Here is a 14,033-nt window from a genome sequence, read left to right as displayed (position 1 = left end):
CAAGGTGCGATTAACTTATTGACGAACAGTGATGGGGATAAAGATACAGACACACCTTCTTATAAGCGTACAAGTTGTCGTATGGAAGTTAAAACACGTAGAGGAAAATCACCATTAAACCCTACAAACTTCCGAGTAGATAAACAAAGACAACCACAATATAGCGTACGTGTTGAAGACAAATGGAAACGTGATGATTACACTTTCCCAGGAAGTCAGGTGAATAAATAATGGCTGAGAGAATAACGAAAATTAAGCGCATGCAAAAGTCTGAAGAACAAATCAAACAAGAAAGTTTAGCAGAAGTAACAGATGCAATTGCAGCAAATAAAGATAGTATCATGAAAGCTATTAACATTATTAGCACGTTGGACGATGCTAAGATACTAGATGCAGTATCAGGTATGGTCAATAGTCGAGGTGTTATCGCTAATAAATTCGCAGTTGAATTAAACAAAGAACAATACACAGGATTGATTACAAATATGGCATCACTTGTTTTCCTTTTAGGTGATTTGAATGTCAATGACTTGAGCATTATGTTAAATAAAGTAAATAAAGGATTAAGTGTTGCAAATCAAGCTAGTCCAAACCAAAAAACATCTATCACTGGCTTAATGAGTGTACTGAGAGATGACGAAATGAATCGTAGTTTAACTTATATGTTAAATATGCTCAGAGGCATGTCTAGATCATAAAATGAAGTGTATATATTGATGAAAAAAGCCCTTATTGTGAATTTTTATTCACATGAGGGCTTTTTTGCTATGATAAATGACATATTGAAAATTAAGTAAATATGATACAATTTCAATAAACAGAATGATTTACTTAGAATATGATTACAAGGAGTGGAGTCTTATCAATCCGAAATTAATTAAAATCATGGCTATTATTTCAAATGTATTTTTAGTCATTGGTATTATATTTTTAATCACTTTAAATATTGCGATGGCGATTACAATGTTTGTTGTTTCATTGGCAATTAGCTTAGTGATTTTCAACACATTGTTTAGAAATCGAAAAGGCATGCGTATTGCAATTAATGTTTCCTTTATAATTGTACTTATTGCGATTATTTTTGCCTATTTCACATTGACTCAATAAAATGCAATGCAGGGAGATTTTAAAATATGAACGAGCGTGTTAAGCAACGTATACCGTTGATATTATTAATATTAATTATTGTTATATTTGCTATTTTATTAATAATAAATGAAACATCTTTATTTGAAAAACAAAGAACACATACCTTTAATGAAGCGGTAGATAAGCAAGTAAGTTCAGACGCATTAAATATGAAAGAACAGGAAGGTAAATTCATTAAAGCTACTACTACAGATGTGAAAAAAGCAATGGAGGTTAATAGTGATCAAGATGATTTAAACCATATGGATATTTCTGAAAAGGTATCTATGTCTGAAGCTGAAATAAATAAAATTTTAAAAAATAAAGGTGTATTAAAAGGGAAAGGTAAAACTTTTCTAGAAGCACAAGATAAGTATGAGGTTAATGTTTTATATTTAGTGAGTCATGCCTTAGTTGAAACAGGTAATGGTAAATCGGAATTAGCTAAAGGCATTAAAGATAAAGGTGAAAGGTATTATAATTTTTTTGGTATAGGTGCATTTGATGAAAATGCTGTACATACTGGTAGTAGTTTTGCAAAGAAACAATCGTGGACATCACCTGAAAAAGCAATTATGGGTGGGGCCAAATTTGTAAGAAAAAATTACTTTGATAATAAACAAATCTCACTTTATCAAATGAGATGGAATCCTAAGACACCAGGTGAACATCAATATGCAAGCGATGTGGATTGGGATGATAATATCGCTTGGTTTATGAAACATTTTTATAAAAATTTAGGCATTAAAAAAGATGACATTAACAAAGATTATTACTTGTAGTTGGATTATAGAGTATTGCAATCGCAATTTTTACAAGCTTTATTTAAGTTTTGTTATGTTATGATACAAATGTGAATATAATATTAAAAGATTAGGGAAAGTTGGAGTGAATAAAGATGAAAATAGCCATCGTTGGTGCAGGTATAGGTGGTTTAACTGCAGCAGCTTTATTAATAGAGCAAGGTCATGATGTAAGTGTATTTGAAAAAGAGGATACAGTATCTGAATTAGGTGCTGGTATTGGCATTGGTGGTAATGTCATTGAGAAATTGAATGGTCATGATTTGGCAAAAGGACTTAAAAACATTGGACAAGTCATCGATATGATGGAAGTTCGAGATGATAAAGACAAACTATTATCAAAACTTAAGTTGAAAAAAAATACAGTTAATTTAACGATGTCACGTCAAAGTTTATTAGAAGTGATTAAATCTTATGTACCGGATAGCGCAATTTTCACCAATCATAATGTGACAGGAATTGAAAATGGGGATTTGAAAGTAACCTTACAATTTTCCGAGCAAACTTCACAATCATTTGATTTATGTATCAGCGCTGATGGTATCCATTCAAACATAAGGCAAGCAATAGTGCCAAATAGTAAGCCAATTTATCAAGGATACGCAGTATTCAGAGGCTTAGTTGATGATATTGATTTAAAAGATAACAATGTTGCTAAAGAGTTTTGGTCTACAAAAGGTAGAGTGGGCATTGTACCATTATTAAATAACCAAGCTTATTGGTTTATTTCAATTTCTGCCAAAGCCCATGATTCTAAGGTTCATGCTTTTGCGAAGCCACATTTACAGGCAAGATTTAATCATTTTCCTAATGAAGTCAGACAAATATTAGATAAGCAAAGTGAAACAGATATATTATTACATGATATGTATGATTTAAACCCATTGAAATCGTTTGTTTATCAACGTGTTGTACTTCTAGGTGATGCTGCACATGCAATGACGCCAAACATGGGGCAAGGTGCTGGCCAAGCGATGGAAGATGCTATTGTTTTAGCGAATTGTATGCAATCATATGATTTTGATTTAGCCTTAGAACGCTATAATAAATTGCGTGTAAAACATACAAAAAAAATAGTGAAACGTTCTAGAAAAATAGGAAAAACTGCTCAAAGAACAAATAAATTCGTCGTGAAAGCGAGAAATAAAATTGCTAAAATTTTACCTGATCGATTACTTTCAAATCAGACAAAATTTATTTATAAGTCGAAAGCAAAGTAAAACATATACATTGGCCAAAGCCTCAACATCACAAAACGTGTAAATGTAATTCAGAAAAATTATATTTACACGCTTTTTAATATCAAAATGTACTATTATTAGATAACTTTTCTAAGGTAATAATCTATTTTGTTATTTTCAGTGATTCAATTATGTCAGCTAGAACGATCCGCTAACATAAAAATATTTTAAATTTTTATTGAATCATCAACTTTGCTAATAGAAAAAACACTTTCGTACTGTTCATTTTAAATGAATTCTACGAAAGTGTTTTTATTTTAATCCCATTGATATAGGGCAATTTATATTTGATTTAATAAAAATTGATGTTTAAACATGAGTTAAAAATAAGTGATGTCGCTGCATTGTTATTTTGTTAAATTATCAATGATTAATTAACGACAAATTTAGGTTCATCACCATTAAGTTTACTTATTGTGTCATTTGCTACAATTTTTGACATCATATCACGTGATTCAAACGTAGCATTACCAATGTGTGGCGTAATGACAACATTCTCTAATGATTTCAGTTCATCATTAATTTCAGGTTCAAATTCAAACACATCTAATGCTGCACCTTCGATGTCTTTATTTTTTAATGCTTCTACTAGAGAGGCTTCATTTACGATAGGGCCTCGAGCTGCATTAATAAGATAACTTGTTGGTTTCATTGACTTGAATTGTTCTGTGTCAAAGAGATGGTGTAAATCTGGATTATATGCAGCATTAATTGTAATGAAATCTGAGTGCTGTATGAGTGTGTCAAAATCAACATATTTAGCACCAATTTCACGTTCTTTATCAACTTTTTGATGAGGACCTGTGTATAGTACATTCATATCAAATGCTTTGGCACGTTTTGCCACTGCACTTCCAATTTCTCCTAAACCAATAATACCTATTGTTTTACCAGAAACTTCTCTACCACGGAAGAATAATGGTGCCCATCCGTCAAATCCAGTTGTACGACATAATTTATCGCCTTCAGGGATGCGTCTTGCAACTGCCAATACAAGTGCGAAAGTTAATTCGGCAGTAGAGTTTGTTGATGCTTTTGGTGTATTGGTTACATCAATTTGCTTTTGACGTGCATGTTTAATGTCTACATTATTGAAACCAGCACCATAGTTTGTGATGATTTTTAAGTTTGAGCCTGCATCAATCACATCTTTATCAACATTAGTAGATAGAAGACTGATTAAAGCGTCGGCATCTTTAACACCTTGAATCAATGTTTCTTTATCAATAATTCCTTTACCTTCATACATATCAACTTCATAACCTTGTTCTTTTAGCAAGTTATACCCTACTTCTGGTATTGGGCCTGCAATAAATACTTTTACCATATATAATCACTTCCTTTACTTAAAGTATAGTAAATTTCATATAAGTAAACAAACTTTTACATTGCTCTCAATTCAAACAAAGTAAATATCACTTGTGATTATCATTGTAGCGTTATATAAGCATTTTATTTTAGTAGATACTGTACTAAATTTAAAAGTTACGTTAACCAACGATTTTCAAACCAACAATTGCTAAAACAATGACAACAATAAAGAAAATACGCTTGATATTTTTAGATTCATTATAGATAAGCATGCCAGCTAGCGTGCCTCCACCTGTACCTATACCGCTCCATACTGCATAAGCCGTTCCCATAGGTATGCCCATTGTCATTGCTAGTTTAAGTGTGCTAAAACTACAAATAAAGGCAACTGCTAAAAGCACTACGAACAGTTTCTTTTTAGTACGAGCAATTTCATTTAGAATAATGACACCAACAACTTCTAATAAACCTGCCATAAATAGTATCATCCATGCCATTATTGTTCAGCCTCCTCTGTAGTTAATTTAAGACCGATAATTCCTATAACAAGTAAGATAACTAATGCTATTTTCATAATGTTAAAATGATCACCGAAAATTATCATATCAACCAGTACTGTTCCAATAGCACCAATACCTACAAATACAGCATAAACAGTACCAACAGGTAATGACTTACAAGCTGAAATGACTAAATAGAAACTCAAAATTAAGATAATAATCGTACCGGTCCAACTCAAAAATGAGTCAGCAGAGTTTAACCCAGTAACCCATAATATTTCTATAATCCCTGCCAAGATAACTTTAAACCACTGCATTTGCTTTAACCTCCTTTTTACATGAAACGCTACTATTTTCTCAAACTTTTAATTAGCCTGCAATATGTAAGCGTTAATTCAATATAAAAGGGTCTGGTATATACAGTACTTTGACAAGTGAAAAGTCAATTTTTATTGAAATCATATAGAAATTGCCTTTTTAAATATGGTTTTAGTTATAATTAGCTCATTGAGTCGTTACTTTTCTTTTATTAAATACCATTAATATAAAGAAATAATGATTATAATAGGACAATTGTTTTAGGATTTACTCTAAAATGATTTATTGGTTTATAAAAAGGCGGTTGATTTTGTGAGAGTCACATCATTCAGCTACGATCATTAAGCAATTTTTCTATTTTACGACTAGAGAATGATATTATGTGTACATATATATAGTGATTTTTAATCTCTTGTTAGTATGATATTGCACCACAAGATGTTTAAATGCATCGAATACATTTTCAGGGATTGTTTTATCGGTTTCATTCATTAATATGTCGTGGCATATCATTTGTGAGAAAATGAACTGAAGTTTCCATTGGTAGTGTTTGTAGAGTCAAGTTATAATCTTATACATATATCGCTCGTTAATTTAATAGTGGCTATTAAATGATACGTATAAATCTTATTTTTTGAATGACAAAATATAAGTTGTATCGATTTTGTTATGTACTAACGCCCGTGGGAATCCGTATGAGTGAGAGACGACAGGCTCGCACAATCCCCCTAGTCAACTACGCACAGTCAAAATCGTAAAATTTTAAATATAAAGAGGACCAATCCATATTAAGGATTGGTCCTCTTATTTTAAGAATGGGGATTTATGTCCCAGACGCTTATATAAGTTACTACTTGTTATTAAAAACAGATTGTTATTGACATTTTTAATATAAATAACTGTATTTATCATACGCATAAAATCATGAAATAAGTATAAGACCTTATGTTTTGTATGACTCCCAATCGTGATGACTTAATGACAATATTAGTTTAAGTGAATATAGTTATATGAACTAGCTTCACCAGCCGAAATTGTACGTTCACTTACTGAGAATGGTCCACCATTATAGTTCATTTCAGAAACATTAACCGAACCATCACTGTTTACATTTTCAACATATGCTACATGGCCCATGCTACCTTCACTAGATTGTAAGATAGAACCTGCTTCTGGAGAATTATTAACTGTATATCCTGCTGAAGATGCTGCAGATGCCCAATTATTTGCATTTCCCCATGTAGAGCCGATTTGACCACCTGTTTTATCAAATACATACCATGTACATTGTCCAGCAGTGTACAAGTTTGCACTTGATCCTGATGTAGCTTGAGTAGTGTTTTGGTTAGCTTGAGTAGATTGTTCAGCTGCGTTTGCTTCATTTCCGTGATCTAAACCTACAATTGCTGCGCCGATACCTGCTGTTAATGTTGTTGCTGTTACTATTTTTTTCATAATAAAAAAGTCCTCCCAAAATTTAATTCATCTATTATTTTAATAAAATTTGTTTTTATAATTACTGCGTTAGTTTCAACGACAATTTATACAATAACAGAAGATTATCACTTTGTGTGGAATGTTACGTATTTGTAAAACAATTAAAAAGACCTCACATATTGTTGTAATAAACAACACGTGAGGTTACAAAAGCAAATATTGTTGTAATATAGTATAAATTGCACAAGTATAAGGTTTAACACGATTATCAACACATATACTAAATTTGTATATTACAGAAGGTGTAAAGAATCACAAAATTTTGATATAAATTATTTGAAAAATCTAATAGATAACGGAGGTAAATAATCTTCGCCATTATATGCTTTTACGGCTGCTACTATTGTAAAAATAAAATTTAAAATTGCGAAAATAGGAAATAAAATAAAGCCTATGAGAATAAACATCAAAATAGTTGAAACGGTTAGCCAGATAACATATGAAATTAGAAAATTAAAATAGTTTTTACCAGCTCTATCAACAAATGCAGAATCTTCACGCTTAATAAGCCAAATGACTAGTGGCGCTAAAAATGTAGTGAAAAAACTAAGTACATAAATTAATGTAGCCATCAATCTTGCATCACTATTAGGTTCTTGATTTAATACTTCACGATTTGCGTAATCTTCAGTCATTATTATTCCTCCTTTTAATTTACTATTACTATAACAAAACCCAAAATGAGTTGTACATTATTTGAAAAATTTTATAAAAAGCCTGTTTACAAAGTGGCGATATTGTTAAAATATAGAAATGCACTTAAGTACCTTTAAATTGAGAAAATTAGATAGGTTGTATACCAGTGTTTATCATTTTTCTTAATAGGTTATACATGAGAGTAATGTTTAATACGAAAAAATTCAATGTTTAAAGAAAGAAGGGTGTTTATGAAGTTAGCTATTGTAGGATCAGGTAATGGTGCTGTTACTGCAGCACTTGATATGGTTAATAAAGGACATGAAGTCAAGTTATATTGTAGAAATCAGTCTATAGATAAATTTGACAAAGCCATTGAACAAGGTGGATTTACATTTAATAATGAAGGTGAAGAAACCTTCGTAAAATTTACTGACATAAGTGATGATATGGAATACGTGCTTGAAGGTGCTGATGTTATACAAGTTGTGATACCATCATCATTTATTGAACATTATGCGCACACAATGGCGCCATTTATCAAAGCGAATCAGTTAATTTTCTTTAATATTGCTGCTGCAATGGGATCAATACGTTTTATGAATGTGTTAGAAGATATGCATATTGATGTAATGCCTAAGTTTGCAGAAGTAAATACATTAACTTATGGTACGCGTGTCGATTTTGAAGCAGCACGTGTCGATTTATCTTTAAATGTTAGAAAAGTACATTTTTCAACATATGATAAAGAAGAGTTAAGTGATAGCTTTGATACAATTGAGCAGTTATATCCTCATATTGTAAAAGAAGAAAGCTTATGGAAAACAAATTTAGAAAATGGTAATCCTGAAGTTCATCCAGGACCAACATTATTAAATGTAGGAAGAATAGATTATGCTGATGAATTTGCGTTGTATGAAGAGGGAATCACAAAACATACTGTGCGTTTATTACATGCAGTAGAGTTAGAGAGACTAACACTAGGGCGAAAATTAGGATTTGAGTTATCTTCTGCAAAAGAAGCTCGAATTGAACGTGGTTATCTAGAAAGACAAGATGAAGATGAACCACTCAATCGTTTGTTTAATACGAGTCCTGTATTTTCTCAAATTAAAGGACCTAATCATGTAAAAAATCGTTATTTAACAGAAGATATTGCATATGGTTTAGTGCTTTGGTCAAGTTTAGGAAGAGAAATTGATGTGCCAACACCTAACATTGATGCGATTATCATTATTGCATCAACAATTTTAGAACGTGACTTCTTTGAAGAAGGATTAACGATAGATGAGTTAGGAAAAGATAAGTTAGGATTGTACTAATTATAATATTCATTCATATAAATAAGGGGAAATGTGTATGAAAAGACAACCAACTTTTTTAGAATCTATTTCAACAATCATAGTGATGATTATTATTGTAATAACTGGTTTTGTTGTGTTTGATATTCCAATTCAAGCATTACTTATTCTTTCTTCAGCTTATGCTGCAATTATTGCGAGACGCGTAGGTTTAAAATGGAAAGATTTAGAAGAAGGGATTACTAATCGTTTAGCGACTGCTATGCCAGCGATATATATTATATTATCTGTAGGTATTATTGTGGGTACTTGGATGTATTCGGGAACAGTGCCTGCACTGATTTATTATGGCTTAGAATTTTTAAATCCTAATCTGTTTTTAGTATCCGCATTTATTATTTGTGCAATTACATCAGTTGCTACTGGTACTGCGTGGGGGTCAGCATCTACAGCAGGCATAGCGCTGATGGCGATAAGTGCACAATTAAATATTCCAGCTGGTATGGCAGCAGGTGCGATTATTGCAGGTGCAGTTTTTGGTGATAAGATGTCACCACTATCAGACACAACTAATTTAGCAGCACTAGTTACTAAGGTGAATATCTTCTCGCATATAAGAGCGATGATATGGACAACGGTTCCAGCGTCTATCATCGGATTAATTGTGTGGTATTTTGCCGGTTTACAATTTAAAGGTAATGCGAATACTTCACAAGTTAATGCGATGCTTAAGGAACTATCAACGATTTATAACATTAACTTTTTCGTATGGTTACCGTTAATCATTATTATTGTATGCTTGTTGTTTAAAATTTCAACAGTGCCATCGATGTTAATCTCTAGTGTCAGTGCGATTGTTATCGGTGCATTTAATAATGGTTTTAAAGTGACAGATGGCTTTAAAGCAACATTTGATGGTTTTAATAAAAGTATGGTACCAAATTTACATGGCTCATTATCCGAAAAAGCGATTAATTTAATAGAACAGGGCGGTATGATGAGTATGACAGAAATTGTAGTCACGATCTTTTGTGGCTATGCTTTTGCTGGTATTGTGGAAAAAGCAGGATGTTTAGATGTAATCTTGAAGAAAATATCTAGTAATATTAATTCTGTAGGGACTTTAATTCTTGCTACAGTTGTAGGTGGATTAATGATGGTGTTAGCTGCAGGCGTTGCTTCTGTAGTGATAATCATGGTTGGTGTATTAATGATGGATATGTATAATAAAATGGGCTTGGATCGCTCAAATCTATCTAGAACATTGGAAGATTCAGGTACAATGATTATACCATTGATACCTTGGGGAACATCTGGTATTTATTATACCCAACAATTAGGCGTTTCTGTCGATCAATTCTTTATTTGGGCAGTGCCTTGTTATTTATGTGTCTTTTTTGCAATATTTTATGGATTTAGTGGTATTGGCATCAAGAAAGCTAAAGTTAGCGAAGGATAAAAGTAATATACTAACATTGTGATAATAAATTAAGAAAAAAGTAGTAATGTATTCAAGTTGCAAACTTGTTTATATTACTACTTTTTTAGATAGATTTAAGTGGAATTATTAATAATATGTTTATGAGATAGCTAATTCGGCTAAACAAAACTATGGATGAGGTGGTTCCGTATTGAGTTTAGTAATTATTGTAGCGATATTACTTTATGTTATAGGAATACATCAATATTTCAATATAGGTAAAGATTTTAAATATCCTTCTATTATCTATTTATAGTCGGTTTTATATTGTATATTGTAGCGATGGTACAGTATAAAGCCGATTTATGTTAACAATACACAAATGATATATGTATAGTTATACTTGCACAAACCATAATTTAAATGGTTTTAATTCTCTAAATTAAATTAATCTATGATGGTAGTCATGTTATTTTTACAATGATACAAGTGAGTATTATATTGCTAATTTTAGATATAAGCTGATGCATCATTGAAGATTTATCACTTTAAAAGTGTACATAAAAGATGACTAGAATTGATAAAAGTACCAAATGGTGACCTAAGTTACAGTCATCTAAGATGATATGAAACATACTAAGATCGCTTCAAAACTAATCTTAGTATGTTTTTTTTATATTTTAAAGCGTATGTGTTGATGATCGTTGATGTAGCTGGATTGTGATAAAATACAGGTTTCCAACTTAGTAATTATACACACTATATAAATTTCATATAACTTCTAAGTCCGTATCACTTTGCAAAATCGCTAATATTGGTATGTATTAGAAAAAACAATACTAATTAATTAAATATATCTAGAATAATTGTAAGTGATATTATCCAGTTAAAATCTAAAAGTGAAATAAAAAAGCAGCAATTTCTATATCGTTTCAATAGAAATTGCTGCTTGATTATGTCTAGCTATTTTTATGTGCTAACATTTAGTGAATGTAGTTATAGCTTGAAGCTTGGCTAGCTGAAATTGTACGTGAAGTAACAACACCAGGACCTTGACCATAGTTCATTTCAGATACACGGATTGAACCGTCGCTGTTTACACTTTCAACATATGCTACGTGTCCCATAGCACCAGTTGAAGATTGTAAGATTGAACCTTGTGAAGGTGAATTGTTTACTGTGTAACCTGAAGCAGCTGCAGCGCTTGCCCAGTTGTTAGCGTTACCCCAAGTTGAACCGATTTTACCACCGACTTTATCAAATACATAATAAGTACATTGGCCAGAAGTATATAGGTTGTTAGAAGAACCTGAAGTGCTAGAAATAGAACTTGATGAACTTGATGGCGCGCTTGTTGTAGTTACTTTGATGTTACGGTCTGAAGTTGAATTTGAAGCAGCTCCACCGCCACCAGTTGTATTATTATTAGCTGTATATGATTGAGTAGCGTTACCATATGTAGAACCATAATTACTGCTTTGACTATTACTTGCATAGCCATTGTTATTTGAATGAGCTTGGTCTGCTTGGCTTGGATTCCAATTACCTTGCCAAGTGTAGTGGTAATTACCTTGTTGATCTATTGTATATGAATAGCTATAAGAAGTTGGGTCATTAGGGTTATAACCATTATTATTTTCAGCAGCATCTGCTTCGTTTTGTGCAAATGCGAAAGTAGCGATTCCTGCAGTAGCGATTGTAGCTGTAGCGATTTTTTTCATTGTAAAATATCCTCCTAATAATTATAAAGCATTTAATTTATTATCTCAGTCTCTAAATGACAATAGTTTAAAATATTTTTTTTCGTTGTTTTTTAACGACAAGCAATACTTTATCAGATAATGGTCGGTTTGTGTGCAATGTTATCATTTTGTAATTTAACTCTAATAATTAATCGTTAGATGTAACAAATAACATTAGTTTTATATAGTTCTCAGCGCCCATTGTTATCACATTTTAATGATTTCATGTGTAATCTTGCACTCTAATTTATTACAAATCTGTAAAATAACAGAAAATTACAAATGCTAACAAATGCTAAAATTTAGTTATTTAAATAATATATTATTTTCTAAAGTTAGAGATTATTTATTTTTTGAAAGAATTGAGAGTAATTTATACAAATACGGCTGTAATGTTCATGAGCAATGCTATTGACAGTTTATTTGAAAGGTTTTAAGATAATGAGTATAAAAAATATACTTGGTAAGCGAGGTGAATTAATGAAAATTGAGATTGGCTTAACATCATTTGCTGATAATAGTGAAATTTTCACCGATAAAGGTAAAACATCTGCAATTAGCAATGCTCAGAGAATAAGAAATATCATAGAAGAGATTGAAATTGCAGATGACTATGGTCTTGATGTTTATGGGTTAGGAGAGCATCATCGACCTGATTATGCCGTTTCTGATCCTGTTACAGTCTTAGCTGCAGCGTCTAGAAATACAAAGCAAATTAAATTGAGTAGTGCTGTAACTGTGCTATCCTCAGATGATCCTGTAAGAGTTTATGAAAGGTTCTCAACATTAAATGCAATTTCAAATGGTCGTGCCGAAATAATGGTAGGAAGAGGTTCATTTATAGAATCATTTCCACTATTTGGGTATAACTTAAATGATTATGAACAATTATTTAATGAAAAGATTGAATTATTAATGCAAATTAATCAAAATGAAATTGTAAATTGGACCGGTCAACTGAGACCCAATATACAAAATTTAGGTGTCTATCCTAGAGTTGAGCATGGTATTTTACCTATTTCTATAGCTACAGGTGGAACACCTGAATCTTCATTGAAAGCAGGAGCATTAGGATTACCCATCACTTATGCTATAATTGGCGGTGACCCCAAAAGATTCCGCAGAAATATTGATATGTATAAATCGATAGCCGAATCCTATGGTCATGATGTGAAAGAATTACCGATTGCTACGCATTCTTGGGGGTATATTGCTGAAACGGATGAACAAGCTTTTCGTGAATTTTTCCCTTCAGTAAAAGCAAGCCATGATGTATTAGCTAAGGAACGTGGCTGGCCACTATATGATGAAAATAGTTTCATTCGTGAAGCAGGCCCGAATGGTGCATTATATGTTGGAAGTCCGGAAACTGTGGCTAATAAAATTATTGAAACTGTTGAAACACTAGGTTTATCTCGCTTTATGTTGCATACACCTGTAGGTTCAATGCCACATGAGCATACAATAAACACCATTAAATTATTGGGTGAGCGGGTAAAACCTATTGTAGATAAATATTTTGAAAACAAATAGAAGGAGAGTAAAAATGATATTACGTTATTTAACAAATTTAAAATTAGCAAAAGAATTATATGGTGCAGCGAAACCAAAATTAAAAGGTGACAAATCTATGAAAGATACTTTTACTGAAGTATTTAATTTACCTGCAAATGCAGTACCTTTAGCTGGTGCTTTAGAATCATTAAGTGCAGTATTTTTCGTGCTAAGCTTTGCAAGTAAAAGATTATCACGTATTGCTTCGTTAATGACGATTACTGTGCTAGGTGTAGCAGCGTATAAACACTTTGAAGCTGGACATGGTAAAGCAGGTGCAAAACATGCACTTGATTTAACAGGATTAGCAGCGCTTAGCTTATTAGATACGTTAGATTGTAAAAAGAAATAATTATTCATTAAGGTATCGTCTAGATATCAATATGATAAAGTGTTTCTTTTTAAATAAAGAAAAATAAGAAATGGAAATTAACACAACTTGGGACTTTAATAAATGTCTCAAGTTGTTTTTTTATACAGATTTTTTATGAGAAAATTACTTGTAAATAGTGATAATTGAAACATTTCGTTTTAAAAACGACATTACACTTTGAAAATGATAATTTGATATTTATGTGTTTA

The 14,033-nt window shown here is 31.7% G+C and carries 15 protein-coding genes; 9 read left to right on the top strand and 6 right to left on the bottom strand.

Annotation, left to right across the window (positions count from 1 at the left end):
* The 5 genes from HMPREF2586_RS01805 to HMPREF2586_RS01785 all read left to right on the top strand — a co-directional run.
* The coding region (locus tag HMPREF2586_RS01805; RefSeq protein ID WP_176747367.1) for a hypothetical protein at positions 1-231 on the top strand (231 nt) is incomplete at its 5' end.
* Entirely contained in the window at positions 231-698 is a 468-nt protein-coding gene (locus HMPREF2586_RS01800; RefSeq protein ID WP_019468329.1) for a helical membrane plugin domain-containing protein, read from the top strand. The genes HMPREF2586_RS01805 and HMPREF2586_RS01800, both read left to right, overlap by 1 nt.
* 124 nt (positions 699-822) lie before the next feature.
* Positions 823-1,107 carry a hypothetical protein gene (locus HMPREF2586_RS01795; protein WP_071560236.1) on the top strand — a complete coding sequence of 95 codons (285 nt, stop codon included), beginning with the start codon at positions 823-825 and terminating at the stop codon, positions 1,105-1,107.
* Positions 1,108-1,133: 26 nt separating this feature from the next.
* The gene (locus tag HMPREF2586_RS01790; protein ID WP_064209361.1) at positions 1,134-1,910 is read left to right on the top strand and encodes an N-acetylglucosaminidase; all 777 of its coding nucleotides are present in this window, start codon (positions 1,134-1,136) and stop codon (positions 1,908-1,910) included.
* Positions 1,911-2,026: 116 nt separating this feature from the next.
* On the top strand, positions 2,027-3,151 hold the full coding sequence (locus HMPREF2586_RS01785) for an FAD-dependent monooxygenase (protein WP_046208477.1): 1,125 nt from the start codon (positions 2,027-2,029) through the stop codon (positions 3,149-3,151).
* Between the two features lie 391 nt (positions 3,152-3,542).
* Here HMPREF2586_RS01785 and HMPREF2586_RS01780 read toward each other — a convergent pair whose 3' ends face one another.
* The 5 genes from HMPREF2586_RS01780 to HMPREF2586_RS01760 all read right to left on the bottom strand — a co-directional run bounded on the left by HMPREF2586_RS01780 (position 3,543) and on the right by HMPREF2586_RS01760 (position 7,433).
* Positions 3,543-4,499, bottom strand: a complete 957-nt coding sequence (locus tag HMPREF2586_RS01780) for a 2-hydroxyacid dehydrogenase family protein (RefSeq protein WP_046208476.1) — start codon at positions 4,497-4,499, stop codon at positions 3,543-3,545.
* A 163-nt stretch (positions 4,500-4,662) separates the two neighbouring features.
* Positions 4,663-4,980 (bottom strand): DMT family transporter, encoded by a 318-nt coding sequence (locus HMPREF2586_RS01775; protein ID WP_046208475.1) that lies wholly within the window; start codon positions 4,978-4,980, stop codon positions 4,663-4,665.
* Positions 4,980-5,300 (bottom strand): DMT family transporter, encoded by a 321-nt coding sequence (locus HMPREF2586_RS01770; protein ID WP_046208474.1) that lies wholly within the window; start codon positions 5,298-5,300, stop codon positions 4,980-4,982. Before HMPREF2586_RS01770 ends, HMPREF2586_RS01775 begins: the two co-directional genes overlap by 1 nt.
* A 988-nt stretch (positions 5,301-6,288) precedes the next feature.
* The gene (locus tag HMPREF2586_RS01765; protein WP_046208473.1) at positions 6,289-6,756 is read right to left on the bottom strand and encodes a CHAP domain-containing protein; all 468 of its coding nucleotides are present in this window, start codon (positions 6,754-6,756) and stop codon (positions 6,289-6,291) included.
* Between the two features lie 314 nt (positions 6,757-7,070).
* Entirely contained in the window at positions 7,071-7,433 is a 363-nt protein-coding gene (locus HMPREF2586_RS01760) for a DUF4870 domain-containing protein (RefSeq protein ID WP_046208472.1), read from the bottom strand.
* A 252-nt stretch (positions 7,434-7,685) separates the two neighbouring features.
* Here HMPREF2586_RS01760 and HMPREF2586_RS01755 point away from each other — a divergent pair, with 252 nt between their 5' ends.
* On the top strand, positions 7,686-8,756 hold the full coding sequence (locus HMPREF2586_RS01755; protein WP_046208471.1) for an NAD/NADP-dependent octopine/nopaline dehydrogenase family protein: 1,071 nt from the start codon (positions 7,686-7,688) through the stop codon (positions 8,754-8,756).
* A gap of 37 nt (positions 8,757-8,793) precedes the next feature.
* The gene (gene nhaC / locus HMPREF2586_RS01750; RefSeq protein WP_064209364.1) at positions 8,794-10,194 is read left to right on the top strand and encodes a Na+/H+ antiporter NhaC; all 1,401 of its coding nucleotides are present in this window, start codon (positions 8,794-8,796) and stop codon (positions 10,192-10,194) included.
* Between the two features lie 944 nt (positions 10,195-11,138).
* Here the strand turns inward: nhaC and HMPREF2586_RS01745 are convergent.
* Positions 11,139-11,876 carry a CHAP domain-containing protein gene (locus tag HMPREF2586_RS01745; protein ID WP_070657898.1) on the bottom strand — a complete coding sequence of 246 codons (738 nt, stop codon included), beginning with the start codon at positions 11,874-11,876 and terminating at the stop codon, positions 11,139-11,141.
* A gap of 501 nt (positions 11,877-12,377) precedes the next feature.
* Between HMPREF2586_RS01745 and HMPREF2586_RS01740 the strand changes: the two genes are divergently transcribed.
* Together HMPREF2586_RS01740 and HMPREF2586_RS01735 are read left to right on the top strand one after the other, a co-directional pair.
* On the top strand, positions 12,378-13,430 hold the full coding sequence (locus HMPREF2586_RS01740; RefSeq protein ID WP_046208726.1) for an LLM class flavin-dependent oxidoreductase: 1,053 nt from the start codon (positions 12,378-12,380) through the stop codon (positions 13,428-13,430).
* 13 nt (positions 13,431-13,443) lie between these two features.
* Positions 13,444-13,803 carry a DoxX family protein gene (locus HMPREF2586_RS01735; RefSeq protein ID WP_046208468.1) on the top strand — a complete coding sequence of 120 codons (360 nt, stop codon included), beginning with the start codon at positions 13,444-13,446 and terminating at the stop codon, positions 13,801-13,803.
* Positions 13,804-14,033: the final 230 nt, after the last annotated feature.

This window comes from Staphylococcus sp. HMSC034G07, assembly GCF_001835975.1.
Classification (GTDB): domain Bacteria; phylum Bacillota; class Bacilli; order Staphylococcales; family Staphylococcaceae; genus Staphylococcus; species Staphylococcus ureilyticus.
This window is presented reverse-complemented; position numbering and strand designations above follow the sequence as displayed.

What these genes read in the sequence shown, in the direction of transcription:
- HMPREF2586_RS01800 (WP_019468329.1), top strand. Translation starts at nt 231, where the DNA reads ATGGCTGAGAGAATAACGAAAATTAAGCGCATGCAAAAGTCTGAAGAA.
- HMPREF2586_RS01795 (WP_071560236.1), top strand. Translation starts at nt 823, where the DNA reads ATGATTTACTTAGAATATGATTACAAGGAGTGGAGTCTTATCAATCCG.
- HMPREF2586_RS01790 (WP_064209361.1), top strand. Translation starts at nt 1,134, where the DNA reads ATGAACGAGCGTGTTAAGCAACGTATACCGTTGATATTATTAATATTA.
- HMPREF2586_RS01785 (WP_046208477.1), top strand. Translation starts at nt 2,027, where the DNA reads ATGAAAATAGCCATCGTTGGTGCAGGTATAGGTGGTTTAACTGCAGCA.
- HMPREF2586_RS01780 (WP_046208476.1), bottom strand. Translation starts at nt 4,499, where the DNA reads ATGGTAAAAGTATTTATTGCAGGCCCAATACCAGAAGTAGGGTATAAC.
- HMPREF2586_RS01775 (WP_046208475.1), bottom strand. Translation starts at nt 4,980, where the DNA reads ATGGCATGGATGATACTATTTATGGCAGGTTTATTAGAAGTTGTTGGT.
- HMPREF2586_RS01770 (WP_046208474.1), bottom strand. Translation starts at nt 5,300, where the DNA reads ATGCAGTGGTTTAAAGTTATCTTGGCAGGGATTATAGAAATATTATGG.
- HMPREF2586_RS01765 (WP_046208473.1), bottom strand. Translation starts at nt 6,756, where the DNA reads ATGAAAAAAATAGTAACAGCAACAACATTAACAGCAGGTATCGGCGCA.
- HMPREF2586_RS01760 (WP_046208472.1), bottom strand. Translation starts at nt 7,433, where the DNA reads ATGACTGAAGATTACGCAAATCGTGAAGTATTAAATCAAGAACCTAAT.
- HMPREF2586_RS01755 (WP_046208471.1), top strand. Translation starts at nt 7,686, where the DNA reads ATGAAGTTAGCTATTGTAGGATCAGGTAATGGTGCTGTTACTGCAGCA.
- nhaC (WP_064209364.1), top strand. Translation starts at nt 8,794, where the DNA reads ATGAAAAGACAACCAACTTTTTTAGAATCTATTTCAACAATCATAGTG.
- HMPREF2586_RS01745 (WP_070657898.1), bottom strand. Translation starts at nt 11,876, where the DNA reads ATGAAAAAAATCGCTACAGCTACAATCGCTACTGCAGGAATCGCTACT.
- HMPREF2586_RS01740 (WP_046208726.1), top strand. Translation starts at nt 12,378, where the DNA reads ATGAAAATTGAGATTGGCTTAACATCATTTGCTGATAATAGTGAAATT.
- HMPREF2586_RS01735 (WP_046208468.1), top strand. Translation starts at nt 13,444, where the DNA reads ATGATATTACGTTATTTAACAAATTTAAAATTAGCAAAAGAATTATAT.